22 protein-coding genes are annotated in these 24,300 nt (G+C 43.7%); 11 read left to right on the top strand and 11 right to left on the bottom strand.

Annotated features, from left to right (window positions below; all coding sequences use genetic code 11):
* Positions 1 to 51 precede the first annotated feature (51 nt).
* Positions 52 to 936, bottom strand: coding sequence for a LysR family transcriptional regulator (locus IHV80_RS20720; protein WP_192892147.1), 885 nt, complete (start codon positions 934 to 936; stop codon positions 52 to 54).
* Positions 937 to 1,089: 153 nt separating this feature from the next.
* On the opposite strand from IHV80_RS20720, the gene IHV80_RS20715 reads away from it, so the two are divergent.
* Positions 1,090 to 1,695, top strand: coding sequence for a short chain dehydrogenase (locus tag IHV80_RS20715; RefSeq protein ID WP_192892146.1), 606 nt, complete (start codon positions 1,090 to 1,092; stop codon positions 1,693 to 1,695).
* 129 nt (positions 1,696 to 1,824) lie between these two features.
* Here IHV80_RS20715 and IHV80_RS20710 read toward each other — a convergent pair whose 3' ends face one another.
* The 7 genes from IHV80_RS20710 to IHV80_RS20680 form a co-directional block, all read right to left on the bottom strand.
* Positions 1,825 to 2,451 (bottom strand): LysE family translocator, encoded by a 627-nt coding sequence (locus tag IHV80_RS20710; RefSeq protein ID WP_086713886.1) that lies wholly within the window; start codon positions 2,449 to 2,451, stop codon positions 1,825 to 1,827.
* 278 nt (positions 2,452 to 2,729) lie between these two features.
* Positions 2,730 to 3,590, bottom strand: a complete 861-nt coding sequence (locus IHV80_RS20705; RefSeq protein ID WP_192892145.1) for a delta-class carbonic anhydrase — start codon at positions 3,588 to 3,590, stop codon at positions 2,730 to 2,732.
* 359 nt (positions 3,591 to 3,949) lie between these two features.
* On the bottom strand, positions 3,950 to 4,429 hold the full coding sequence (locus IHV80_RS20700; RefSeq protein ID WP_192892144.1) for a putative periplasmic lipoprotein: 480 nt from the start codon (positions 4,427 to 4,429) through the stop codon (positions 3,950 to 3,952).
* 137 nt (positions 4,430 to 4,566) lie between these two features.
* Complete coding sequence (locus IHV80_RS20695) at positions 4,567 to 4,944, bottom strand: VOC family protein (protein WP_192892143.1); 378 nt, start codon at positions 4,942 to 4,944, stop codon at positions 4,567 to 4,569.
* Positions 4,945 to 5,119: 175 nt separating this feature from the next.
* Entirely contained in the window at positions 5,120 to 6,142 is a 1,023-nt protein-coding gene (gene trpS, locus IHV80_RS20690; protein WP_192892142.1) for a tryptophan--tRNA ligase, read from the bottom strand.
* A gap of 296 nt (positions 6,143 to 6,438) precedes the next feature.
* Entirely contained in the window at positions 6,439 to 7,245 is an 807-nt protein-coding gene (locus IHV80_RS20685; protein ID WP_192892141.1) for a hypothetical protein, read from the bottom strand.
* Positions 7,246 to 7,406: 161 nt separating this feature from the next.
* Complete coding sequence (locus tag IHV80_RS20680) at positions 7,407 to 8,756, bottom strand: D-serine ammonia-lyase (protein ID WP_192892140.1); 1,350 nt, start codon at positions 8,754 to 8,756, stop codon at positions 7,407 to 7,409.
* Between the two features lie 279 nt (positions 8,757 to 9,035).
* Between IHV80_RS20680 and dsdC the strand changes: the two genes are divergently transcribed.
* Together dsdC and IHV80_RS20670 are read left to right on the top strand one after the other, a co-directional pair.
* The gene (dsdC, locus tag IHV80_RS20675) at positions 9,036 to 9,977 is read left to right on the top strand and encodes a DNA-binding transcriptional regulator DsdC (RefSeq protein WP_192892139.1); all 942 of its coding nucleotides are present in this window, start codon (positions 9,036 to 9,038) and stop codon (positions 9,975 to 9,977) included.
* Positions 9,978 to 10,127: 150 nt separating this feature from the next.
* Positions 10,128 to 11,321: an MFS transporter gene (locus IHV80_RS20670; RefSeq protein WP_192892138.1), complete on the top strand. Its 1,194-nt coding sequence runs from the start codon at positions 10,128 to 10,130 to the stop codon at positions 11,319 to 11,321.
* 15 nt (positions 11,322 to 11,336) lie between these two features.
* Here IHV80_RS20670 and IHV80_RS20665 read toward each other — a convergent pair whose 3' ends face one another.
* Together IHV80_RS20665 and IHV80_RS20660 are read right to left on the bottom strand one after the other, a co-directional pair.
* Positions 11,337 to 12,134 (bottom strand): helix-turn-helix transcriptional regulator, encoded by a 798-nt coding sequence (locus IHV80_RS20665; protein WP_192892188.1) that lies wholly within the window; start codon positions 12,132 to 12,134, stop codon positions 11,337 to 11,339.
* A gap of 60 nt (positions 12,135 to 12,194) precedes the next feature.
* Positions 12,195 to 12,728 (bottom strand): YbhB/YbcL family Raf kinase inhibitor-like protein, encoded by a 534-nt coding sequence (locus IHV80_RS20660; protein ID WP_192892137.1) that lies wholly within the window; start codon positions 12,726 to 12,728, stop codon positions 12,195 to 12,197.
* Positions 12,729 to 13,002: 274 nt separating this feature from the next.
* On the opposite strand from IHV80_RS20660, the gene IHV80_RS20655 reads away from it, so the two are divergent.
* From IHV80_RS20655 to IHV80_RS20640, 4 genes are all read left to right on the top strand, one after another.
* On the top strand, positions 13,003 to 14,412 hold the full coding sequence (locus tag IHV80_RS20655) for an ATP-binding protein (RefSeq protein ID WP_192892187.1): 1,410 nt from the start codon (positions 13,003 to 13,005) through the stop codon (positions 14,410 to 14,412).
* Positions 14,390 to 15,040 carry a response regulator transcription factor gene (locus IHV80_RS20650; RefSeq protein WP_192892136.1) on the top strand — a complete coding sequence of 217 codons (651 nt, stop codon included), beginning with the start codon at positions 14,390 to 14,392 and terminating at the stop codon, positions 15,038 to 15,040. Before IHV80_RS20655 ends, IHV80_RS20650 begins: the two co-directional genes overlap by 23 nt.
* Entirely contained in the window at positions 15,037 to 15,849 is an 813-nt protein-coding gene (locus IHV80_RS20645; protein ID WP_192892135.1) for a DUF2861 family protein, read from the top strand. The genes IHV80_RS20650 and IHV80_RS20645 overlap by 4 nt, the downstream gene beginning before the upstream one ends.
* A gap of 120 nt (positions 15,850 to 15,969) precedes the next feature.
* Positions 15,970 to 18,273 carry a glycoside hydrolase gene (locus IHV80_RS20640; RefSeq protein ID WP_192892134.1) on the top strand — a complete coding sequence of 768 codons (2,304 nt, stop codon included), beginning with the start codon at positions 15,970 to 15,972 and terminating at the stop codon, positions 18,271 to 18,273.
* Between the two features lie 115 nt (positions 18,274 to 18,388).
* Here IHV80_RS20640 and IHV80_RS20635 read toward each other — a convergent pair whose 3' ends face one another.
* Positions 18,389 to 19,291 (bottom strand): LysR family transcriptional regulator, encoded by a 903-nt coding sequence (locus IHV80_RS20635; protein WP_192892133.1) that lies wholly within the window; start codon positions 19,289 to 19,291, stop codon positions 18,389 to 18,391.
* A 128-nt stretch (positions 19,292 to 19,419) separates the two neighbouring features.
* Here IHV80_RS20635 and IHV80_RS20630 point away from each other — a divergent pair, with 128 nt between their 5' ends.
* The 4 genes from IHV80_RS20630 (at position 19,420) to IHV80_RS20615 (ending at position 24,211) form a co-directional block, all read left to right on the top strand.
* Positions 19,420 to 20,484 (top strand): HlyD family secretion protein, encoded by a 1,065-nt coding sequence (locus IHV80_RS20630; protein WP_192892132.1) that lies wholly within the window; start codon positions 19,420 to 19,422, stop codon positions 20,482 to 20,484.
* A 3-nt stretch (positions 20,485 to 20,487) separates the two neighbouring features.
* Positions 20,488 to 22,038, top strand: coding sequence for a DHA2 family efflux MFS transporter permease subunit (locus IHV80_RS20625; protein WP_192892131.1), 1,551 nt, complete (start codon positions 20,488 to 20,490; stop codon positions 22,036 to 22,038).
* 254 nt (positions 22,039 to 22,292) lie between these two features.
* On the top strand, positions 22,293 to 23,882 hold the full coding sequence (locus IHV80_RS20620; RefSeq protein ID WP_192892130.1) for a response regulator: 1,590 nt from the start codon (positions 22,293 to 22,295) through the stop codon (positions 23,880 to 23,882).
* Positions 23,876 to 24,211, top strand: a complete 336-nt coding sequence (locus IHV80_RS20615) for an Hpt domain-containing protein (protein ID WP_192892129.1) — start codon at positions 23,876 to 23,878, stop codon at positions 24,209 to 24,211. The genes IHV80_RS20620 and IHV80_RS20615 overlap by 7 nt, the downstream gene beginning before the upstream one ends.
* Positions 24,212 to 24,300 lie beyond the last annotated feature (89 nt).

Raw genomic sequence — 24,300 nt, 5'->3', positions numbered from 1 at the left:
TTGAGCCCACGCATGATTGAACAACGGACTTAAACGATTTCTTGCTCCTGACTATTCAACTTCTAACAAAGATGTAACCCACTTTTGTAACGGATCATCGTTATATCTTGGGTGCCAAGCGGCCACCACATCAAAGCTCTCTGGCGATTGTTCCATTGGGATCGTCACTAAACTTAACCCCTCTATCGCTCTTGATGGTAAGAAGGCAATCGAGTCAGTGGTGTTTAGATACATAGGTACGATAGAGAAACATGGGGCGGACACAACGACATTGCGCTTTAAACCAAACTTCCCAAACCATTCGTCAATCGACCCTTTAAAGTTTGGACGCGATGGTGAAGCGATGATCGTTGGATAACTCGCGACCTCTTCTAACGCAGGATTTGTGTGTGCGATAGATGAGTGAGATGAAGTGACGCAAATATGGTGTTCTTCAAACAGCTTGATGACTTTGTAGCTATCTGGAATGTAATCAGGAAACGCGATAGCTAAATTGACCTTGCCACTTTCCATTAGCTCGTGCAGGTTATCGATTTCGAAATCACGCACAATCAGCTTTAATTCTGGTGCTTGCTCCCTTAGCTTTGCTATCAAGCTAGGTAAAATAATCTGTTGTGCATAATCTGTTGCCGCAATCACAAACGCACCTTTTGCTTTCTCTGGCACAAAGTTTGTCTTTGATAACAGCAAATTGAAATCGATAAGCAGACGATCAACACCAACAGACAGCTCTTGAGCAAATGTTGTCGGAACAAAGCCATTGGTCTTCCTTACAAACAACCTATCGTCGAACACTTCACGCAGCTTCTTTAAGTGCTCACTGACGGCTTGCTGGGTCATCCCTAATTGATTCGCAGCTTTAGACGCGTTCTCTTCACGTATTAGCGCTTGGAAAACCCTGAGTTGCTTGATGTCTAGTCGATCTAGTTTGCTCACACTTACCTACTTCCATGAAATTGGATTTTGTATGATTGTAGCACTGCACAAGAAAAACCAGTAACACTCACAATTAAGCTTTGTTTCTACTTGTTTAGTCATTTAGTTAAAGTTCTTCCATCGAAACGAAACACATACAGATCGGAGAACAACATGAAAACAATCATTCTAATTGGCGCACGCGGCAAGATGGGTCAAGCAGCATTAATGGGCTTAGGCAATCACAACGTAATCACAGCGGGTCGCTCTGGCGATGTCGACCATATTGTTGATATCACCGACCCACAATCAATTGAAGCGCTTTACAAGAACGTGGGACACTTCGATGCCGTGGTGAACACGGTTGGCTTGTGCGAATACAATACCTTTGCAGATATGACAGAAGAACAGTGGATGACCACGGTAATGAGCAAAATGATGGGACAAATCAATCTTGTTCGCACAGGCCAAAAGTACATTGCTGATGGAGGTTCATTTACACTGATTAGCGGCATTTTGAATGTGAAGCCAATCCCTTTCGCTATTGCAGACGCAACCACCAGCGGCGCAATTGACACCTTCGTAAAGTGTGTCGCTTATGAGATGCCGAGAAACACACGCATCAATGTCATCAACCCTACCGTGCTCGCTGAAGCGTGGGATGTGTATGGTGAAATGATGCCAGGTTTTGAGCCCGTACCGAGTAAGTTAGTGGGTAAAGCCTTCGAACGCTCAGTCGATGGATTCATTACCGGTGAAGTGATTTTTGTAGATGCTTAAATTTAGTCTGTGAACGGTTTTGTAAACACTAGCGCTTGTAGATACCTAGCTTTGATAAACACACAGAACGTTCTTCTCTAACAAAAAAGGCGAACCATTCGGTTCGCCTTTCTGCATGAAGAATCGTGCTTATCGATTTATCGCCAAATATGATCCTGCAGCAATCATTATTCCACCAGCACTTTGATTAAGTCTTTTATGTGCACGTGGCGTTTTAAGTAAACTTGCCATTCTGCCTGCACCCATTGCAATTAGCATTAAACCAGACATCAGAGCAACAGCCGCCAAAACAGAAACCAATATGATATCTTGCGACTGCAAAACCGTCAGGTCAATGAACGTCGGTAAGAATGAAATATAGAACAGAATCACTTTCGGATTTGATGCTGAGATCAAAAAGCCTTGTGCGAAACTGGCGAGTTCTGATTTCTGACTTTGTTTAGCAGCGAGCTCCGCTGAACCTTGAACTTCAGGTAAGCTCTTAAACATCTTGTAGCCCAAGTAAATCAGATAAGCGGCACCAACGTAGCGAATCACTTCAAACGCGAACGACCAATTCTCGGCAACGGTCGCTAGACCAAAGCAGGCAAGTACAAGATAGATGAGATCACTGCATGTCATCCCTAACGAAAGCGTGATGCATTTACGCCACCCATGAACCATCCCACGAGATAAAATAGCAAAGACACCGGGCCCCGGAGTAATACCAAATATAAACATGGCAATAAAGAATGTAACTGCGCCTTCTAGTGACATCTGCCGTCCCTCAAATATCATTCAACATTGTAATTTTCGAACGTATCATGAAGCCCCGATACGGGTAAAGGACGTTTTTGACTAAGAGCGTGTTTGACTAACAGCGTTTTTAGCTAAGAACGATTCACACAACTCATGTTTTGAATAAGTGTCACACGTCATTTCCCCACTACGCATGACTTTAAGATAACCCCCACGTGTTTTTTGTTAAGACACGAAAAAGGCGAACCTAGTGGCTCGCCTCTGCAAAATATTGACTACGAATCAACGTAACGAGATTAGTTCGCTATTGGTGACAACAATTCTGGGTTTACGACTATATTTCTCACGCCGTGTGCGTGGTCTTCGTTGAAATCATTACCCTCACACCAGCTACCAACCGTTGCGATATTCACTTTCGCCACTTGGGGTCTCACGCTCCATGTTACTTGGAAAGGCGAACCTTGCTCATTGTAACCTGGGCCCGTCGTAGAGCCTGCGTATTGAATCGCTGAGCCAGTATCTTGTGGGATGTTTGGTGCTTGGTGTAAACCATTCACTTTTGAGTGCTTGGCTAATGCTTCGAAGTCGAGTGCTTTGTCGTCATTCACTAATACGTAGACTTGAGTTTCTACACGCAGTTGCGGGTTGGTAATCGCGTCGTTAAAACAAGCACCCAATGTTTCGCCCGGTTCAACTTGTGCAGTCGAGTAAACGTAATGCACCTCGATAGTGTCACCAGAATTAAGTGAACCGTGGTCGCTAGGACAAACCTTCTGCTCGAATGGTTTAAGCTCGGCCGTGCTCAACTTGCCAGTGTATTTAAAGCCACTTTGGAAACCCTTGCCATCACCGTTACCAGCGTATTGAGTAAACTCACCACCTTTGTGCTCAGCGTTTTTATGGAAATGAATATTACATAAATTCATGGCTGTTGAATCTGGCGCATCGGAAAACAGACGAGCGTTAGTTCCCTGTAAAGAACCCAGATCACGTGGGGCTTGTGGGCCGAAACCTTTCCCTTGCGTGTTTTCAGATAGGTTTGCTCTTTGTTCAGCGATAACACTGTCAGCTACAGACTCATGATTTCCGTCTGATGCATTTGCATGAGCTGACAACATCACCATCGCGACACTTAAAAACACACTTTTATTCTTCATATTTCTTCCCTAGAATATTGATAACTAAACCTAAAATTAACTTAACAGCAAACATCTTACTATGCTCACAAGTGAATATGGTACTTGTCTTTGTAAGATTAGATTTCACGGCTTATTTTGGGAAGAGTATTAAAACCCTTGATGCATATAACAAGTCACACACGGTAAATACGGCGAGTTCATTCCATAACGAACAAATTCCTACTTTGCTGACTGTCCCTTGACTCAAGCCGATAAACAAGCGGACAACACGCTACAATCAGAGCTAATAGTAGAGTTTCTGATATAAAAAAGGCGAACCATTTGGCTCGCCTTCACGTCTCATTCTATCTGTTAGTTTGGCTTTCTTGGTTAACGGATCAACCGTGGCCCGTGGCAAATATCCCAAACGTCATGACGTTCAATGCATCTGTCACGCCCTCTAATGATTTAATCACTTTCTTGGTCGGTTCGTTATGACGGATAAAATAGCTTCCGATACCTTTTTCACCGCTACTCTTAGCATCATTCTCAGTTGTTTCTGTTGCTGCTACTTGAGAGGGATCCGCTGATTCTGGCTCTGCATTAGCGTGAGTTCTCGTGCCTTTATTTGAATCAAGGTTTGAGTTTACGTCATGGCCACTTATAGATTCATCGCTAATGGTTAGTTCATGGGAAGATTCGTCGCTGGTCTCAGCATTTGTATCCATTGAAGTCTCGAGATTACCCTTTTCCTCTACGCTTTTCGACATAGCGTCTTCGTTGCTCAATGTCTTGTCGTCTAGCTGATGATTACTCGTTGAAGAACAAGCTGTTAAGAAGAACAGGCTAACGATGAATATGAGTAAGTTTCTCATCATAATGATAAATCACGAATTAATAAAACATTGTTCGATTGTATTTTATTTAGCTGATGACATCCAGTGATAAGCGGAGTAAACGTGAAAAGTCGAGTTTTGAAAGAGTAAACAAAAGCGTACGGGTTTAGCGCTTAAGCCTAATAATTCGAGACCTCAATCAGATTGCCATCAGGATCTCGAATATAAACAGAGACAATTTTTCCCATTGCACCTGTTCGCGTAACTGGTCCCTCTTCGACCACGACTCCTTGCGCTTGGATATGCTCTACGACCTCAACAATTGGTGTATTGGTAACAAAGCAGAGGTCTGCACTACCGACCTGCACATGCCTTGCCTTTGGCTCGAACTCGCTACCGGAAAGGTGTAAATTTATCTTTTGATTGCCGAACGACAACGCCAAACGTCCTTCCCCGAATTGGATGGGCTTCATACCTAATACGCGCTGATAAAAATCGACCGTTACCTCTATATCTTTAACAGTTAGCACCAAGTGATCTAAATGACTGATTTCCAATTTAATCATCCTTGTTTCGTCGTTACTGAATATTGCATGCTGAATGCCGAATAAGGCTAAGCCACATACTCTAATGTTGGACGTGCGAACACAAGATAAGCATACATCTTCACCTCTCACTTTGAACGAATAAAGGGAGCACAGACTAGCTCCCTTTTTAATCTAATCAGAACGCTTACAAGATGTTCAGGCCAAATAGTTCTTTAACATCAAACAACACAGTTTCTGTTCTTTCTCTCGATACTTGCGTGCCTTTGCGCAAGATATCGATAAGTTGCGCTTTGTCATCCAACAATTCGGCTCTACGTGCTCTAATCGGGCGAATCATCTCTTGTAGACACTCTTCCAATACCTTCTTAGTTTGGCCATCCCCTAATCCGCCTCTGCGGTAGTGATCTTTTAGTTCATTGACGTAGTGAACGTCAGCATGGAAAGCATCGAGATAAGTAAATACGATATTGCCTTCTACTTGGCCCGGATCTTCGATTCGTAGATGATTTGGGTCGGTATACATGGATTTGACTGCTGCTCGAATCTCTTTCTCGGTCGCGCCTAAGTTGATAGCGTTGCCCATTGATTTGGACATCTTGTTCTTACCGTCCGTACTCGGGAGGCGAGAGGCATTGCTCAGCAACGGTTTACACTCATTTAAGATTGGTTTGCCCGCGAGTGAGTTAACTTTTCTCACGATCTCGTTGGTCTGTTCTAGCATCGGCAATTGGTCGTCACCCACAGGAATCAAAGTCGCGTTAAAGGCTGTGATATCAGCCGCTTGTGAAATCGGATAAGTAAGAAAACCAGCCGGAATTGAGCGGCCAAACTCCTTGTTTTGAATCTCACTTTTAACGGTTGGATTGCGCTCCAAACGAGCGATAGACACAAGGTTGCTGTAGAACATGGTGAGTTCAGCCAGTGCTGGCAATTGTGATTGAAGGCAGATTGTGGTTTTTGTTGGGTCTATACCCACCGCTAGATAATCAGCCACCACATTGAGAATGTTAGACGAAACCTTGGCAGGGTTATGTGCATTGTCGGTAAGCCCTTGCATGTCAGCGACCAATATCGTTTGGTCGTGAATATGTTGCAATGAGGCACGCTGCTGAAGCGAACCAACATAGTGACCCAGATGTAAAGGACCTGTCGCTCGGTCGCCAGTCAGAATAATTTCTGGTTTGTTCGTGTTTTGCGGTGTTTTCATGGGGTATCTCCAAGTAATAAAAGCTACTGGAGATAAAAAGAGACGACATTCTTGGTGACATTCTTAACTACCTTCCAGCAGCTAAAGAATGTGAGTATTCCGTGCTGCTCTAGATAGAGCACCACCAAAAGAAAATTGAAGTTGAAGCGGAATTAAATTTCATTATTAAAACCTACCAATAATAAGAGTTAGCGACAACCCTTTTATTGGTAGACAATAAAACTAACGTACCGAAACCGGTTTTCGAGGCGTTTCAAAACAGAAACTATTGAATATGCACATCGTAAGTAAATGTATTAATTACATAAATCAATAATTCTAGAACGCATCGCTTGATTGACGTTAAAGTGAGCATTCAAAAATTCAAGCTGTGCCAGAGCCGATTCTGCCGTGCATTCGTAGCCTTGAGTAAAGGTTGGCAATAACTGAGCGAATTTAGGAAAGCGTGCCTCTAACCTTCTATCAGACATAAATTCATCGACGAATTCAGGTTGTGATATTTCTGTTTGATCGACAAGATCGATCAAACGATCAAGCGCGTAAGATTGAACAAACCGGCTCCCAGATAGCTTTTCACCTCGGTTATAGCGAGACATGCCCACGTAAAGGTTGGTGAGCGCCTCTCCTACGATCCATTCTTGAGAATTAGGTTGGGTAGCAGCTTTTGCTGCTGGCACACAACACTGAGTATCAAAGTCGGCTTCCTGCCAAACAATTCGCCCTTCAGCAAACGGAATATGTGCTAATTCATGTGGTTCAAATACCGCAAACTCGCAGAAAACACCGTCAGCATAGAGCACCTTATAGCCGTCGACCGTATTCCTTACCGCATAGTCGATTGTGTGGATATCAGATAACCAATGCAAACTGTCTAAGAAATACTGCTTGTGCCCGTTCTGCACTATCGCAAAGAAATCGACATCTGAATATTGATCCAGTCGCTCCGTTTCAATGCCAACAGAACCGAGCCCCAACAAGGCATGCGCCTTACCTGAGGCTCTTAAAGACTCTCCAATCGCATCTAAACGTTGTAGTAGCTTTTCTGGTGTATTGGCCTGTAACGTTTCTTTTTTATTCGATTGAATCATTTTATCGGCTTGCATCGTTATATTCCTATCAAGTTGAATGCTACTCAACCTAACTGACAGTTATAACAACGATGAAGTCTAATTTATAAAATCTGTGTTTAAGGTAACGATCTGTGCAAGTTATTGTTTCATTTAAACGCGTAAATCATCCACCAACGTCCGTTTTCCTATTCGATTTACAACGAAGACTTAGCAAGATACTCTGCCATTTCTTGCTCTGGAACCATACCGCCACCGGTTGCCCAAACAAGATGAGTCGCGCTCGCTAATGTAGATTCAGCGATGCCTAACCTCTCCAGATATTCACTGTTGTGTTCAACATGAATAGCACCCGGCATACCAGCCAATGCAGAAGGCTCTAACTGAATACCTTCGGCTTGATCCAATTCACTCAACAGTTGATACATCCGTTCGTCTGTTAATGTGTAATAACCATCTAATAAGCGTTCCATTGCTCGGCCAACAAAACCAGACGCACGGCCTACTGCAAGCCCGTCTGCTGCGGTCAAGTTATCAATACCAAGATCTTGAACTGAGATTTCGTCATGCAAGCCAGTGTGAACACCCAACAACATGCAAGGAGAATGAGTCGGCTCAGCAAAAATACAGTGAACATCATCACCAAACGCCATCTTTAAGCCAAATGCCACACCACCAGGGCCGCCACCAACACCACATGGTAAGTAAACGAACAATGGGTGCTCTTTGTCGACGACAACCTGTTGTTGTTCGAATTGTTGTTTGAGCCTCTCTCCCGCCACAGAATAACCAAGGAACAAGGTTTGAGAGTTCTCATCATCAATGAAGAAACAACGCGGGTCTTGCTCAGCTTCTTTACGACCTTGTTCTACCGCGACACCATAGTCTTGTTCGTACTCAACGACATTGACGCCATGCTCACGCAGTTTGTTCTTCTTCCACGCTCTTGCATCAGCAGACATGTGAACCGATACCGTAAAACCAAGCTTGGCACTCATGATGCCGATAGACATGCCAAGGTTACCTGTCGACCCAACGGCAATACTGTATTGTTTAAAGAAGTCACGAAATTCAGGCTCTAACAGCTTGCTGTAATCATCGCTCTCACTCAGCAATCCAGCTTCAATCGCAAGCTTTTCGGCATGCGTTAGTACTTCATAAATACCGCCACGCGCTTTGATTGAACCAGAAATCGGCAAGTGGCTGTCTTTTTTCATCATCAAGCGGCCTTTAATCGGCAACTGATAATGATCTTCCAGTACTGATTTCATCAAAGGGATATCAATAAGCTCAGACTCAATAATGCCGTTGGCTACTTGAGTTTCAGGGAATGCCTTTGCCAGATAAGGAGCAAACCTTTTTAATCGCAAGCTCGCATCGTGAATGTCTTTGTCGCCCATGCCTACATAAGGTAACCCCTGCTCTAGCGTGGTGATATTTGGGTTAAACCAATTCACCTCTTCAAGTGCTATCAGTTGTTTTAGCAATGGGAAATCGCTAGTGAGTTTATCTATATTTAATTCACTTTTTTGGTTCAATTCAGTCATGGGTTACCTTCTCTGGTATAAAGCAATCTGCGTTGGTATACAACGATCTGCGCTCGTTCAATCACTTGGTTTTGTGCCTATTAAAACGGTATTTTGGTGTTTATTCAAACGACGATAAATCACACTTACATGAACTCAATTCATCTATTACTTAATAGTTCGAGAATTAACTTAGCTAAAGCAAGTTATGATTAACTATCACTCATAGATAGAGCTATGATATGACATCAACGATGTGTATCGAATTCCTCTTGTTTGAACCAAGGTGCCCTTAACGACATGTATAGCGAAGACAACCTGTACTCTAAAAATCAACGATTAAACAGCCACCAGCTTTCTAAACTTCACACGTTTGAAGTGGCGGCACGACATGGATCTTTTTCACTTGCAGCCCAAGAGTTATCGATGACACCAAGTGCGGTTTCTCATCGTATCAACAAACTCGAAAGAGAGATGGATATCCAGTTGTTTGAACGAGCGCATCGCAAAATCACCCTGACAGCCGAAGGAAAACGCATATATACAGCGTTGAGCCGTACCTTGAATGATCTAAACCAAGAGATTTTAGATGTTAAGAACGAAGAAATATCAGGCACACTCACGATATATTCACGACCGACGTTTGCACAAAGTTGGCTAGTACCTCGGATAGCGAGCTTTAAACAACGTTACCCATCAATCACATTAAAGCTGCTGACTGGTAATGAAAATATCAGTTTTCAAGGACACGGTATCGATATTGCTATCTACTTCGATGATCAGTTCCCCGATAAACTTTTCTGCCAAGCATTCATGCATGAGAGCATGACTCCGGTTTGTACCCCACAATACGCTGAGTTACACGGCCTTAATCAACAACCAGCGAACCTGAATCGAGCAACGTTACTGCACGACAACCAAGCATGGAACTACGATTCGAACCGCAATGAGTGGGAAGTGTGGGCACAAGCAAACAAACTCAGCACTGTGCATTCAAACTCTAACATCGAGTTTGACCGTTCAGATCTCGCGATACTGGCAGCCATAAACAATGCCGGTATTGCCATGGGACGATCTAGCGTTGTATCGAAATATCTTGAAGACAATACGCTTATCGCGCCATTTAGCGAACCGCCCGTCACATGCAAACAGCAGTACTATTTTGCGACGCCTTCAGAGCAACAATCCCCAAAAGTTAAAATGTTTATTGAATGGGCTTTAGAGCAACGAGATCAGATGTAGGTGTGTATCCTCGCACCGTGTGAAAATGCGCCTCAGGTGGTATATGGGAATTCTTGGCTCAGCCAGCTCTTTTTAGCACCGGTAATTGTTTCTACATTCAATGATCTGTAGGCTAGCCTGTCTTCTCATAAGCAAACAGTAGAACAACCTATGAGCGCCTCACTTCGTAACAGCATTTTCGTCATGTTAGGGATTCTATTCCTATCACTTAACCTTCGTGGGCCGTTTACGAGCTTGGCTCCGGTGCTTTCTCAGGTTATGGAAGGGCTCAGCCTTAATTCTTCTGCTGCTGGATTCTTAACGGCTTTACCGCTGTTAACGTTCGCCTTATTCTCGCCGCTAGTTACCAAAATATCTCAGCGAATTGGGCTTGAACCTAGCTTGCTGTTGGCTTTAGTTTTGATCACCACAGGTATCACGCTGCGTTCTTTTGGAGCGATTCCAACTTTATACATCGGCACTGTGATGATCGGGCTTGGTATCGCAATTGGTAACGTATTGCTTCCAGTAGTGGTCAAAATTAGCTTCCCGACACGCATTGCGACTGTCACCTCTTTGTATATTTTTACGATGGGGATTGGTTCGACGCTAGGCTCAAGTTTGATGGTGCCACTTTCAGAACTGCCCTTGTTCACGTTAACTGGTTGGCAATTAGCACTGTTAATGAACCTCGTATTCCCAATATTGGCCCTGATGATTTGGCTCCCTAAAATCACCAAGCGTTCTTCTTCTAAAAGCACTAAACAGAACGAAGAAAATCCAGTACCGATGAAAAAGATGATAAAGAGTGGCGTTGCGTGGCAAGTGACACTCGCACTTGGGCTTAACTCATTCACCTTCTACTCTTTGGCTGGTTGGCTACCACAGATATTGAACGATCTTGGCTACAGCGAGATCGATGCGGGTTACATTTATGGATTCCTACAGTTTTCAACCATGGTACCAGGACTACTGTTACTGCCGTTCTTAGGCAAAAGCAATAACCAACGATGGCTCATTACCCTTTGTACTTCGAGTGTGTTTATTGGATTGATTGGCCTGCTGTACTTACCTGATTTTGCGATCTTTTGGGTGGGGCTCTTTGGTTTAGCCAACTGTTCTACGTTTATTATCGCGCTCTCTTTTGTTGGCTTGCGCACATCAAACAGCAGCCAAGCCGCATCGCTGTCGGGGATGGCTCAAGGAATTGGTTATGCCTTAGCGGCGACGGGCCCGACTTTGGTGGGTAAGCTCCATGCACAGACGGGCTCTTGGAGCGTTCCGATTCTGTTGATTGCTGGCGTTGCCTTCGCATGTACGATTTTTGCCGCTCTTGCAGCAAGAGACAACAAGGTCAGCGTTTAAACAGTAAAAGAATGGTTAAAGCGTTGCGACTCTATCACTCGCAACAGTCTTGATATATTCACTCGGCGATAAACCAAACTTACCTTTAAAACGTTGGCTAAAACGCCCTTCAGATTGGTAACCACAAGACTGAGCCAACATCGCCACATTCTGTTGGCCATTCTGCATCAAATACAGTGCGTGACTTAAGCGCACTTCCGCTAACACCTCTCGATATTGCATGCCTTCAAGTTTAAGCTTACGAATCAGAGTGGTACGACTCATCGCAAAACGTTCTGCTACCGATTCTAACGGATGTTTCTCGTCTGGAGAGTGGGAAAGGTAGTGGCTGAGCTTTTGGCTAAACGAAACGTTTGAGCTAATAAACAGATGATGTAATACGCCCTTCTCTGCCAGTTGCTGATACAAACCTTGTAACCAAAATTGCTGGGTTGCTTCACTCATGCTTTGACGATCAAACGTAAACAACGCATTCAACGAATCTTGCAAACTCTGATCAGCTTTTATGGTGGGTAATTCCAACTCATCTGATCGCTGCTCGCTGAAATCGAGCATCGCTTGGGTTGGCTGGAATTGAAAACTGAACACACGCGATACAAATCGTCCTTTGTGGGGCATGTTCTCAAAACTCAATGATGCCGATGCTTCACACAACAACAGCTCTGATTGTGTAAGTTCGGCTGCTGACTCTTTCCAAAACAGGCGCTTACTGCCTGTGATTATCTGAATGATACTAGGGGATAGAATCCTCACATTACGCAGCTTCTGTAATTGCTCTGCGCGAAAGACTGTCACTTGATATTGATGATTCATCTCATCCCCTTGTCTGTTTTGTTGTGTTTCTTGTGCCAATCGTGCTGCTTGATTAGCAAGCTAGCGAGTATAAGTTGCTGTTAATCTCGCTTTGTCTAACGCCATGCTGTTCAGCGTAAAACCGACCACAGCAGACGGCGTGTTTTCATCTAGGCTAAGTTTGTCCGTTGGTAATGCCCAAACGGTGAATTGGTAACGGTGCATGCCGTCCTTCTCGGGAGGGCAAGCACCACCAAAGCCGACGCTTCCGTAATCGATGCGCCCTTCTTTGCCACCTAACTTCGCGATGTCCACAGCGCGTGGTAATTCGTTTACCGTTGCTGGGATGTCAAATGCGACCCAATGCCAAAAACCACTTTCGGTTGGTGCATCCGGGTCGTAAGCTGTAATCGCAAAACTCTTGGTTCCTGCTGGCGCGTCTTTCCACATCAACTGAGGTGATAAGTTATCGCCATCACAACCCCAGCTAGAGTATTCAAACGTCTTCGCCATTGGGTGACCTTCTTGAATATCATTGCTCGTGAGTTCAAATGCCTGAACTGAACCTGCAGCCAAGATGCTCATTGCCAATACTGATTTTATGATTATTTTCATGGTGGTTCCTCTTATTAGGTTTGAACCCAGTATATTCAGTTCCACCGCCCCAAAAATAACATTAAGTACACAATTATCTAATTTAAACCAAATAAATGATACTTTCTGTATTTTAGCCTTATTCTCTGAAAGCATGCTCAATTCAGGCTTATGATTTATTTCATGACTCAGCTTCACAATTTGTTATCGAAAGGACGCTTGTTGACATTCAGGTTACAAATCTCAGCCAAAACTCTTTAGACTCGCCCTAATGACTTTTAATGAGAATGACTGGATGCGTAGGCTGACATTAGCCCTTTGTTTGACCTTTTGGCTCCCAACGCTAGCCAATGCCCAAAGTTTGCAAGACAAGTGGCAAACCCTGTATCAACTCAGTTGGCAGTCGTCTCCAATTTCTGTATCTCAACAAGAATTATCTCAATATCCAAAAATTCTTCTTAAGGAAAGCAGTCGCTATCCGGATTTCAAAAAATTCAGTTGGGAAGACATCGCAGAACTGGCCTCGATACAAAATCACTGCCAAGCGATTGAAAATACCAACCCTTCTTTGAACGATGCCATCGAATTCGAACTGGCTTTGTGTCAACAACAACAGCTAGATTCAATCTGGTTTGCGGCACACTCAAAACGACACCCTGCTGGTGGCAGTTTTGCTGACCGTTATTTAGCCCATTACCCAGAGAACAGTGAGCAAATTCATCCATTTTTGAGTATCAGCAACCCTCTGCATCCGTTATTTCCCAAGCTGGAAACTTTAACGATAGAAGGAAAAGAGGCGCTACTTAATGGATATCGCGCTTGGCAACAAGGTGATGTGCTTTGGTTAAATGGCGAACAAGGTTGGAAAGCGATTCCATCGGAAGTGTGGCAGCCTATCGCCGAGCAGCAAGAAGTCACCTTGTCGGGCGAAAGCTGTTCTTTTCGTTACAGTAACCTGTGCCTGAGCGAGTCGAGCAACGATAGGCTTGTCATGAAGCTTGTGACTCTCTCATTACTTTTCACGCTACTTTGCGTATTAACTAGAGCCATATATCTACGTAGGAAAGAACGCAGAGAGAAGCAATTTGTATTGCAACTTCTCACGCATGAACTGCGCACACCAATCACTAGCCTTGGCTTAACCGTCGAAATGTTCAGAAACCGCTACGATGATTTTCCCGATGACACCCAAGGCGCAGTTTGGCGCTTAATATCCGACTATCAAAGGCTTTCGCAACTTACTCAAAACAGTAAAGTGTACTTGAGTGCAGATCAGTCAGAGCCGTTGTTGAAGCAAAACGCATCATTAGAAGAGTGGCTCGACCATGTCTGCGAAAAGCACAATATTGAGTATCAATGTGAATCAAGCGAAGTCGAACTTAATCTACCGTATTATTGGTTAACCATCTGCCTTGATAACTTGATCAAAAATGCCAAGCAACACGGACAAGGTAAGGTTTTAGTTAAGGTCACCCTTGCCGATAAACTGACGATAGAAGTGCAAGATGAGGGTCACTTCCCTTCTTTGATACAACGACTATTATCCCGAGTAACGCCAAGTGATGCACACAAACAAGATAACATGGGCATTGGCCTGACAATTGTCGAACACTTGATGAAACAAGCCAATGGCCGTCTCATTATTCTCCGTAACCCAACACGATGCATTTTGGAAATCGCTTATGAACACCCTATTGCTGATTGAAGACGACCAACTGCTAGGGCAAGGCCTTGTCAGCTTCTTTGAGTCCAATGGTTATCACTGCCTTTGGGTACAAGATGCAAAGAGTGCCAGTAAGCTGTGGTTACGTGCCGACCTTGTGGTGCTTGATCGACAACTCGAAGACGGTGACAGCTTACAGCACCTTCCAAATTGGTTACTGCTCAAAGCTCTGCCTGTGATTGTGTTAACCGCCAAAGTGGAAGTTCAACAACGTGTTGAAGGCTTGATGGCTGGCGCCAAAGATTACGTGACTAAACCATTTTCAAATGAAGAGTTGCTTGCTCGGGTGATCACTCAGCTTCGCCCATTAGGTGTTAGCCACTTAAATTACGCCAACATCCAAATCAACTTGTCGGAACGCATTGCTTATCTGGATGACAGTCCTATCGCACTCAAACCTAAAGAGTTTCAGTTATTGGTTTTGTTTGTTCAGAACCAAGGGCGTGTGTTCCACCGAGATGAGTTACTCAATAAAATTTGGGGTTATCAAGCCTTCCCAAGTACCAGAACCGTGGACAACCACATACTGCGTTTGCGTCAGAAGCTGCCAACACTCCACCTAGAGACACACCGTGGAGTTGGTTATCGTTTGGCTGGGAAATCACAATGAAAGTAAGCTATCTAACAGCACTATTCTGTACATTGCCCTTTGCGTGTCACGCAGCTTGGTTTGCTAATACGCCATTGCAACACACCTATCAATCGCTGCTTGATGGCCAACCACAAGTCGCTTGGCAAGAACTACAAATCGCGCTTAATCAGGAGACACTTGATAGCCAGCTTTGGTTGCCTGTTAAACAAGAAATACTGAGTCAAACTCAATGTGGAACCACTCTTGAACAAAGTGTTAAACCCAACAACCGCATCCAAGTTAGCTTTATCAAACGCCAAGGTCTTTCGTCACAAGGCTATCAGATTAAAGTATCTGCGGAGCAAATAGGTGAAGAGTCAGAAGCACAGCCCATCTCTTTAGTAACACCTTCAGGGAAAGTGGTTATCGATGGACTACTCAATTCTGATGTCGAATATCAAGAGATTGAAACCAGTGAAATGTTCATCAAACCCGAGTCCGGTGTTTATCAGTTAACCATAGGATCAAACAACTATCCTATTGTTGTGGCTTTAAATGACAGAAATCGATGGCTAACGCTCGAAAGTAAACTCAGCGAACCGTATGTTGTGCTCTCGCCTCCAAAGGTGATCGACAATTGCCCTGACGCTAATGTGAGTTGGCAATGGTTTGATGATAACTACAACCTGTTGGGCTACAAAGTGCCAATCAAAACAGCGCAAGCAGCCGTTCCCACAGAAAGCCCACTAGGAACGAAAGCCAAACACCTGAGTGCTTCGGTGGAAATGTTTGAATACCAAGGCGCGATTGCAATCCAATATGTACAGCGTGTCGCGGTGCCTTTCTAAAGTTATGCACGCAGTAAAAAGGTATTAAACCCTTAAGAGAGATAATAGAGACATATAGGCGACAAAACACCATCACGACTTGGGTTTAATAACCGTACTTACTCTTTACGGAACCTAGATATGCTCAGTGTACGTCACCATTTAAACTTTACGTCTTTTGCCATTTTGGCTCTATTTAGCACTTGTGCGTTCTCAGCAAACGCACAAGACAGCCAGATAACACTAACGAGTATTAACAACAGCGACACAGTCTCAATTTCAACAAAAACACTAGAGATTGATTGGAATGGCTTAAGCGTGAATAGCGCAGCGCTAACGGTTGATCATCAACCTCAGAAAACCACACAGCTTGTCGCTCACTCACAAACCAAGGCTTCTTGGACACTGATACCAAGCGGAATCCATGCTGAAGCCGAATTGAAGCAAGATGATCTTCTTGTCCAATTCACCGTTCCCTCAGATATTGATATAGAACGAAACCAACCCATTGTTCTCACTTGGTTTGACCTTGCAGAGCAACAAACTCAAACCCTATTCCTACCCTTTAACGAAGGTATGCGCGTGCCTACCAACAATAAGCAATGGGCAAACTATCTAGTCGACAATCATTCTGGAAGTAACACCACACAAGACTTAAAAATGCCGTTTTGGAGCGCGCAACAGAAGGATCAATTCATTAGTTATCAGTTGATCAACCCAACCAACAATCAGCTGTTTTTTTCTAATTCGTCCTCTAAGACAAGCACCAACATTGATATGAATGCATCACATCAATTTACCATGCTGAACAAGTCTCAGCCTTTTACGGTTCGGATAACACTTGGAGATTCTTGGTTGGATGGCGCGAAACAATACCGTGGTTGGCGTACTAAGAATGATCGCTCTGAATCGCTTGTCGAAAAGCAAAAGCGTAATCCTGACGTGAGTAAGCTAATTGGCGCGAGCCACATTTATCTGTTTGGTAAAGACCCGTTAAGCATCCAAGATATAAACAACTGGTGGGGATTAAACACTTGGTATCTAGAGAGATCTAAACTGATTATTCCAAGTGAAGCCAAGCGAGAACTGTCTTCTCTATCTAAAGGCAAAGATTGGTTTAGCCAGTATCACAAACAGCTGTTGTTGGACTCTATAAGCCAGTCACTACAAGGATTGTACCCTGTTGCCACGCCAACACTCACTGACAACACTATTCAAGCTCAACATACCGCCGCACAAGACAAAAAAAACTGGTTGATTAACAACGCGTCTTCTTATCTCAATACACCTGAAACGTGGGGACAAGCCTTGTCGTCAGATATGGTCAGCAACCTAAATAAAGCGGGCTTGAATCAGCTTTGGCTAGGTTTTGATAATTGGATGCCAGCTTTCTATCAACCGAATGCAGTAGAACTGGCTAAACAGTCCGGTTATTTAGTTGGAACCTATGATTCTTACAACACAGCTATACCCGCACAGTTAAACGACAATTGGTTAACAGCTCAACTGCCAACGCCTATTCGCGACACTTGTGCGATTGAAATGGCTGATGGCCGCTTGAAAAAAGGATTCCGAGGAAACGGTTTTTACTTAAATCCGAATTGCCATTTGGACTACGTAAAGGAGCGTGCTCTCGACATCATGCGCCTTGGGCACTTTAATAGTCTGTTCTTAGATGTGGATGCGACAGCAATGGCTCGTGAAGATTACCGTGACAATACCAGTGAGTCGCATATGCTTTCGGCCTTCAATAACCGAATGCAGTGGTTAAGCGAACAACCAGATTTAGTGCTTGGTTCTGAAGATGGCAATAGCCTGACGACAAAAGGCATCGCGTTTGCACACGGATTAGAAACGGTTGGCTTTGGTTGGACAGATAAAGACATGAAAGAAAACCGCCAATCACCTTATTACTTGGGCCGTTGGTACCCAGACCACAAACCGGATTTCTTCTTTAAGCCTACCGAAGTTAAAGACCCCTACAAGTCGCTACTGTTTTCGCCTCAATACCGAATTCCGCTTTACCAAACCGTATTCCATGATGAAGTGATTAACACACACCACTGGCATTCAGACAGTCTCAAGTTCACCAATGTGAAAGCTAACCGCGATTTAACTGCCATGCTGTACAACACACCTGCGATGGTTCACTTAACAAGAGATGAAGCTTTATCGAGCTCAAGCCCAAGACTTAAGGCATTGAAGAACTATCAGGATGGATTTGAGCCAATACACAAGCAGTTATGGGACAAGACGCTCGTTAATTTTGCGTGGTTAGATAACAGCGGTACAGTTCAACAAACCGTATTCGATGATGGCAGCAAGATCATCGCGAATTTCTCTGATCAAGCGTTTAACCAAAAGGGTGTCAGTGTTGCGGCAACGTCTATCAAAGCCGTATTAAGTAATGGACAAGTCGTAGAGTGGAAACCAGAGCTCAATTGATCGCACTCTTACTCTTTCATTAGTGAGTTCGTTAGCTTTTCAGTTCTTTAGTGTTCTATTTCGATACTAAAGAACTGAGTATTTGTGTCGCGACTTAAGAGTGATTAGACAAAAGCTATTCATGGTTGCGGCTTTGAAATGCCGTTAGCAGATAGTCGATAAAGACCTTTTTACGTTTAGGCATGAGCTGCCTGTCGGCGTACACCAAACTCACCGAGACTTGTGGCATGTCGTATTCAGGCAGTAAGTGCACCAATCGACCAGTTTTAAAATGGTCTCTACAGATGAACTCAGGCAAAACAGCAAGCCCTAGCCCGTCAACACACGCGGTAAGACATGCCGTAATGGTATTTACCTTGAGCTGGCTTGGAAGCTCTATCAGCTCGGATTCACCATCATCAAGTTGTAACTTCCATTTAGGCAAACGCGCCGCTTTATTCGAGACCTCGATCATTCGAAATGGTGATTTGAGGTCCTTAGGCGTTTTAATTTCGCCAAATTGCTCTAAATATTTAGGGCTAGCGACTAACACGCGTCCTGAAGTCGTCAAAAAACGAGAAACCAAACTGGAGTCTGCCAGCTCACCGATTTGTGCGTAGAGATCGATGCCTTCACCAATTATGTCGACTTCACGGTTAGTCAATTCCAAATTCATCGTTACATTCGGATGTTCAAGCAGAAAGCTGTGAATATACTTCGCTAACACTTGGTGTCCCAATTCAACAGGGAGCACAACGTTTAGAGGGCCTCGAATCAGATCTTGGTTAGCTGAAACTTCTAATTCAGCTTGGTTCATTATCTCGTGCATTTGCATGCTCGATTGATAGAAACGCTCACCTTCCGGTGTTAACACCAAACTTCGTGTCGAACGAGTGATCAACCTCACACCTAGATGCTGTTCTAGCTCAGCAAGTTTTCGGCTTACGGTCGACTTGGTCATGTTCAATGCCTCAGCGGCATGCGTGAAACTCCCACAATCAACGACTTGTGTAAAAACAGTGACGGCATTTAAGTCCATCCGACCTCCCCCAAACTCGTAATTAGTAAGATTTTTGCAACAGTGTTTCTCTTTTTTCCTATCTTATCAATCAATGAGATTCATTTACAATTTGTTACATCTAAATAAAATCAAAATGAGAAAAAGAAATGACAGATATCAATAACGCTTCGCAACCAGTAAGCACAAAAAAACGTAAAAAGGCACCGCTTATTGCTACTGCGATCATGCTGTCATTGGGCTTAGCTGGCGCTGGATATTGGTATGGCTACGGCCAGTATTTTGAATCGACCGATAACGCCTACCTACAAGGCGACATCACCAATATCAGCCCTAAAGTGTCTGGCTATATTGTTAAGTCTTACGTGAGTGATAACCAATCGGTGAAAGAAGGCGACCTATTGGTTCAAATCGATGACCATGATTACCAAGCGGCCCTCGCTCAAGCTAATGCTCATTTATCCGTCGTACAATCTGACGTAAAGAACTTAATCGCTCAACAGACGTTACAACGTAGCAAAATAAACCAAGCAGAAAGTGGCGTCGATTCCGCAGAAGCAGAATATGAACGTGCAATCCAACAGGTGCAGCGCTCTCGCAGCTTGTTAAAACGCAATTACGCTTCCCAAGATGAAGTCGATAGCATGGTCGCTCAACAAAAAGTGACCCTTGCAGACTTAGAAGAAGCGAAAGCAAACCTCGTCGCAAGTAACGATCAACTCATCGTTATTGCTAGCGAAATTGAACAAGCCAAAGCCTCAGTAACAGAAGCTCAGGCACAGCAAGATCAAGCACAGCTAAATCTTGACTACACCAAAGTCTACGCACCTACTGATGGCGTAATAGGTAAACGCAGTGTCCGTGAAGGTTTGCTGATTCAAGCTGGTGCTCCGCTTATGAGTTTAGTGCCTAACAACCAAGTGTGGATTGAGGCCAACTTCAAAGAGACACAACTAAGTGGTATCCACAAAGGTCAAACGGTTGAAGTTGAGTTAGATGCTTTTCCAGGTCAGCCACTTGAAGGCATCGTGGACAGCTTCTCCCCTGCTACTGGCGCTAAGTTCGCGCTGCTGCCACCAGAAAATGCGACCGGTAACTTCACCAAAATCGTGCAACGTGTACCTGTAAAAATTACCATTCCAGACCAGCAAGAGTTGAAAGGCCGATTGCTTCCTGGTTTGTCTGTGGTTGCGACTATCGATAAACGAGGCTAGACCATGAGCAGCGCTGGTGTTGTCACCCCAACTCATGATGAGGACAAAGTATCAACTCGCCATTGGATTGCCCTATTCGGCGGTTTGATTGGTGCGTTTATGGCGATCTTGGATATCCAAATCACCAACTCGTCTCTTAAAGATATTCAAGGTGCCTTGTCTGCAACCTTGGATGAAAGTTCGTGGATCTCCACGTCATACCTAGTTGCAGAAATGATCGCGATTCCACTCAGTGGTTGGCTTTCAAAAGCGCTCGGTAAACGTCGTTATCTCACGTGGACCACGGTCATCTTTACCTTCTCGTCTTTGTTATGTTCATTCTCGTGGAACATGACTTCGATGATCGTGTTTCGTGCGATGCAAGGCTTTAGTGGGGGCGCTTTAATCCCACTCGCGTTCTCGTTGGTTATTCAACTGCTGCCTATCAATAAACGTGCTGTCGGTATGGCACTGTTTGGTGTTACCGCGACGTTTGCTCCATCTATTGGCCCAACATTTGGTGGCTGGCTGACCGAGAACTTCTCATGGCACTATATTTTCTACATCAATATTCCACCCGCTCTACTCGTGATCACCATGATCCGATATGGCTTGGACGATGAAAAGCTAGATCTTGGTACACTGAAAAAAGCCGACTGGTTTGGTATCGCAACCATGGCGCTAGGTTTAGGTTGTTTGGAAGTTGTGTTAGAAGAAGGCAACCGTGAAGAGTGGTTTAGCTCAAGCTTTATCGTTGGCTTGAGTATCGTGTCTGCGGTGAGTTTGGTTTACTTCGTGATAAACGAACTACAACACAAGAAGCCACTGGTGAATTTACGGCTATTGCGGGATGCTCAGTTTGCGATGTCTTGTATCGCCTATCTAATCTTAGGGATGGCGTTGCTCGGCTCTATCTACGTGTTGCCACTGTATTTAACACAAATCCAGCAATACAACGCGATGGAAATCGGCGAAGTACTAATGTGGATGGGTTTCCCACAACTTCTGATCTTCCCAATAGTGCCAAAACTAACTCAAATCATTAAGCCCAAATACTTGGTGACCTTTGGCTTCGCGATGTTTGGGTTGAGTTGTTATGTGAACACTCACATGACGATCGATTTCGGTGGTCAGCAGTTGATTTTGTCGATGATTCTACGCGCTATTGGTAGCCCGTTTATCATGGTTCCGCTGTCTTTGGTTGCCATGAAGAACATCAGCAAAATGGACACGCCAGACGCATCAACTTTAACAAATGTAATGCGTAACCTAGGTGGTGCTTTCAGTATTGCAATTATCGCTACTCTACTGGATAACAAGACAAGTGAGCATCTTGCACATATCAAAGAATCGTTGCCTTCAGTGAGTCAACTTGGTTGGCAAACACTTCAACAGCAACAAGCGTTCTTCATCCAATCAGGTAGTGATGCTGCAACCGCGATGCAACAAGCGCAAGCAAGCTTACTTGGAACCATGCAGCGTGACGCCGCTATCATGGCTTACAATGATGTGTTCTTAATGATGACAGCATTCCTAGCTCTAGCTGCCGTGTTGATTCTTAACATGCGGGATTAACCGTTCTATCTGAAACATCAAAGCAAGGTAATTAATAGCCCCAATACAAAAGGCAAGCCTAATGGTTTGCTTTTTGTCGTTTATAAAAGCAGTACCTAATCTAGTTTACTAACCGTACCTTTGAGCTACCTTTCTCAAATATATCGAATATTCTTTATTACCAATAGCTTATTGAGTATTCACCTTTCAACACAGGAGCTTGACAATGTGCAACTTGACACCTAAATTAAAGTTAATATTTGGTATTGAGGAAAATGGATTTGACCTTACCACCAGACCTACGGGTTTTGATTGTCGACGACTCAAAGAGTGCAACGATCCTTATCAAGCAGCAACTCTCAAGCTTAGGCATTGCGCACGAAAGTATTTTTATTGCCACTAACTATCGACAAGCGATTAAAGCGGTCGAGACGCACTCTTTCCATTTGCTGCTAATTGATTACCATTTGGAACAATCCTTTACTGGGTTCGAACTGTTAGGGATTCTCTACCGAAATCGACTTATCGATCATACCGTCGCAACTATCTTGATATCTGGGGATATGCGCCAAGAAACGGTATTAACGGCCCTTTCAGGTGAAGCTCACCATTTTATTTCAAAACCAATTCATACTCAGTCACTAGGGAAAAAAATCCAAAGTGCTGTGTCTGTATCAAGACAACTCAGTCAGCTTCACCATTTGTATCCAATCAATAATCACAAGGCCTTACTACAAGCTTTAGCCATCTCTCAAAACGGTAATAATGTCCAATTCGAAGCGACATTAATTGAACACCTTATATCTGGTAAAAAGTGGGAGTTACTTTCCAGTGTCATTAAGAACTCAAAAACCAATATGCACCCAACAAAGCTCGTCGCAGAAGCATTAATTCTTGATAGCTTAGGTAAGCCTAACTTAGCGATAGAGAAGCTCCACAATTACCTGATCGTTCAGCCTTTGTCATTAACTGTTATCGATTGTTTAAGCTGTATTTATGAGAAGCATAAAATGCTTTTACCTGCTCTCAAACTTGCCATTCGTGCATTTGAGATGACACCGAGTATCAGCCACCGTGCAATCAGAGCGATAGATTTGGCAGAAAACTCCGATAACACACATATGCTGATTAAACTTGGTGAGATGTATGCAACCCATATCTCCTCAGCGGATATTGATGTTATTCATTCCATTGGGTCTCACTTTAGTTCACTCAAGGCGACTTATCAGCGTGAAACCCAAGTAAAGAACAAACGTATTCTGCTAGAACACGCGAATCAATTTACGGAACTAGTAAACCTAAAACTCCCCGAAAAACACCAACAACAAGTTTTAGCAAGCCTTGCGCTATTTCAAAGCAATATATTGCTTATTGAAAGCACCCCTCAAATAGCACACAAAAAAGTAATACGAGCCTCGGCACTACTGGCAAATAACTTTTATAGTCAACCAACATCTTTACTGGTTCAACTGGTTCCATTGCTGGTCCACTTTGGCGAGTACTCCCTTTACCACCTTGTGGCTGAATGTTTAAAATCTCGTGGGGAAACAATTAACCAACAACTTGGTTCAACCAAAACTGACCCTTCAACTTGTATTAATATAGAAAACTCCAGTTCAATACATGAGTTAAAAGATTACATTACCAATTACCCCTACTCTGTTGCTGCGAAACTTGACTATTTATATGCGGTCAAAAAGGCTCATATAGATGAACATCTTAGCAACGAATATATAGAAGAACTTACACAGTTAGAACTTCCGCCAAAATGGAACCAATGGATTAGTGACTCATTAAAGTATGGTTTTTCCACTAAGCCACCTAGCCCATTTTCAACATGCAGCCGACAGGAGTCCATATGCTAGATTTTGATGCCTTAAATGCTTACTTAGATAACGACAGAGATGTGATATTTGCTGTGTTGTCGACCTATCAAGAAGACCATGCGGATGCACTAGAAGAGATTCAAGAGCTCGTAAGTCAACAAGACTGGGGCAAGCTTCACTTTATCGTACACACACTAAAAGGAATCTTAGTCAGTTTTGGTGAAGATACGGCAACGGTCGCGTTAGAAAATGTCGAGCAAAACACCTTAAAGAACCTTGCACCACAAGATGGTGACCTATCCATAATTTATAAAGAAGTTGAGATAATCAATAAACAGATCGAAGACGCATTAGTTCAATATTGCTAATACAGTCTGTTCATATCTAAGCCTCTAACTACAACGACTTCCTACAACGCAAAAAGAGCTAAGTATCACTTAGCTCTTTTTATTTCGTC

It is taken from the genome of Vibrio bathopelagicus, assembly GCF_014879975.1.
Taxonomy (GTDB): domain Bacteria; phylum Pseudomonadota; class Gammaproteobacteria; order Enterobacterales; family Vibrionaceae; genus Vibrio; species Vibrio bathopelagicus.
The sequence above is the reverse complement of the archived record's forward strand: the minus strand, read 5'-3'. Positions and strand labels throughout refer to the sequence as shown.

Bases quoted from the DNA above. Each gene is read 5' to 3' on its own strand.
- IHV80_RS20680 (WP_192892140.1), bottom strand. From the start codon at position 8,756: ATGACTGAATTGAACCAAAAAAGTGAATTAAATATAGATAAACTCACT.
- IHV80_RS20655 (WP_192892187.1), top strand. From the start codon at position 13,003: ATGCGTAGGCTGACATTAGCCCTTTGTTTGACCTTTTGGCTCCCAACG.
- dsdC (WP_192892139.1), top strand. From the start codon at position 9,036: ATGTATAGCGAAGACAACCTGTACTCTAAAAATCAACGATTAAACAGC.
- IHV80_RS20715 (WP_192892146.1), top strand. From the start codon at position 1,090: ATGAAAACAATCATTCTAATTGGCGCACGCGGCAAGATGGGTCAAGCA.
- IHV80_RS20650 (WP_192892136.1), top strand. From the start codon at position 14,390: ATGAACACCCTATTGCTGATTGAAGACGACCAACTGCTAGGGCAAGGC.
- IHV80_RS20630 (WP_192892132.1), top strand. From the start codon at position 19,420: ATGACAGATATCAATAACGCTTCGCAACCAGTAAGCACAAAAAAACGT.
- IHV80_RS20685 (WP_192892141.1), bottom strand. From the start codon at position 7,245: ATGCAAGCCGATAAAATGATTCAATCGAATAAAAAAGAAACGTTACAG.
- IHV80_RS20710 (WP_086713886.1), bottom strand. From the start codon at position 2,451: ATGTCACTAGAAGGCGCAGTTACATTCTTTATTGCCATGTTTATATTT.
- IHV80_RS20620 (WP_192892130.1), top strand. From the start codon at position 22,293: ATGGATTTGACCTTACCACCAGACCTACGGGTTTTGATTGTCGACGAC.
- IHV80_RS20700 (WP_192892144.1), bottom strand. From the start codon at position 4,429: ATGATGAGAAACTTACTCATATTCATCGTTAGCCTGTTCTTCTTAACA.
- IHV80_RS20665 (WP_192892188.1), bottom strand. From the start codon at position 12,134: ATGAATCATCAATATCAAGTGACAGTCTTTCGCGCAGAGCAATTACAG.
- IHV80_RS20645 (WP_192892135.1), top strand. From the start codon at position 15,037: ATGAAAGTAAGCTATCTAACAGCACTATTCTGTACATTGCCCTTTGCG.
- IHV80_RS20670 (WP_192892138.1), top strand. From the start codon at position 10,128: ATGAGCGCCTCACTTCGTAACAGCATTTTCGTCATGTTAGGGATTCTA.
- trpS (WP_192892142.1), bottom strand. From the start codon at position 6,142: ATGAAAACACCGCAAAACACGAACAAACCAGAAATTATTCTGACTGGC.
- IHV80_RS20640 (WP_192892134.1), top strand. From the start codon at position 15,970: ATGCTCAGTGTACGTCACCATTTAAACTTTACGTCTTTTGCCATTTTG.
- IHV80_RS20625 (WP_192892131.1), top strand. From the start codon at position 20,488: ATGAGCAGCGCTGGTGTTGTCACCCCAACTCATGATGAGGACAAAGTA.
- IHV80_RS20615 (WP_192892129.1), top strand. From the start codon at position 23,876: ATGCTAGATTTTGATGCCTTAAATGCTTACTTAGATAACGACAGAGAT.
- IHV80_RS20635 (WP_192892133.1), bottom strand. From the start codon at position 19,291: ATGGACTTAAATGCCGTCACTGTTTTTACACAAGTCGTTGATTGTGGG.
- IHV80_RS20705 (WP_192892145.1), bottom strand. From the start codon at position 3,590: ATGAAGAATAAAAGTGTGTTTTTAAGTGTCGCGATGGTGATGTTGTCA.
- IHV80_RS20660 (WP_192892137.1), bottom strand. From the start codon at position 12,728: ATGAAAATAATCATAAAATCAGTATTGGCAATGAGCATCTTGGCTGCA.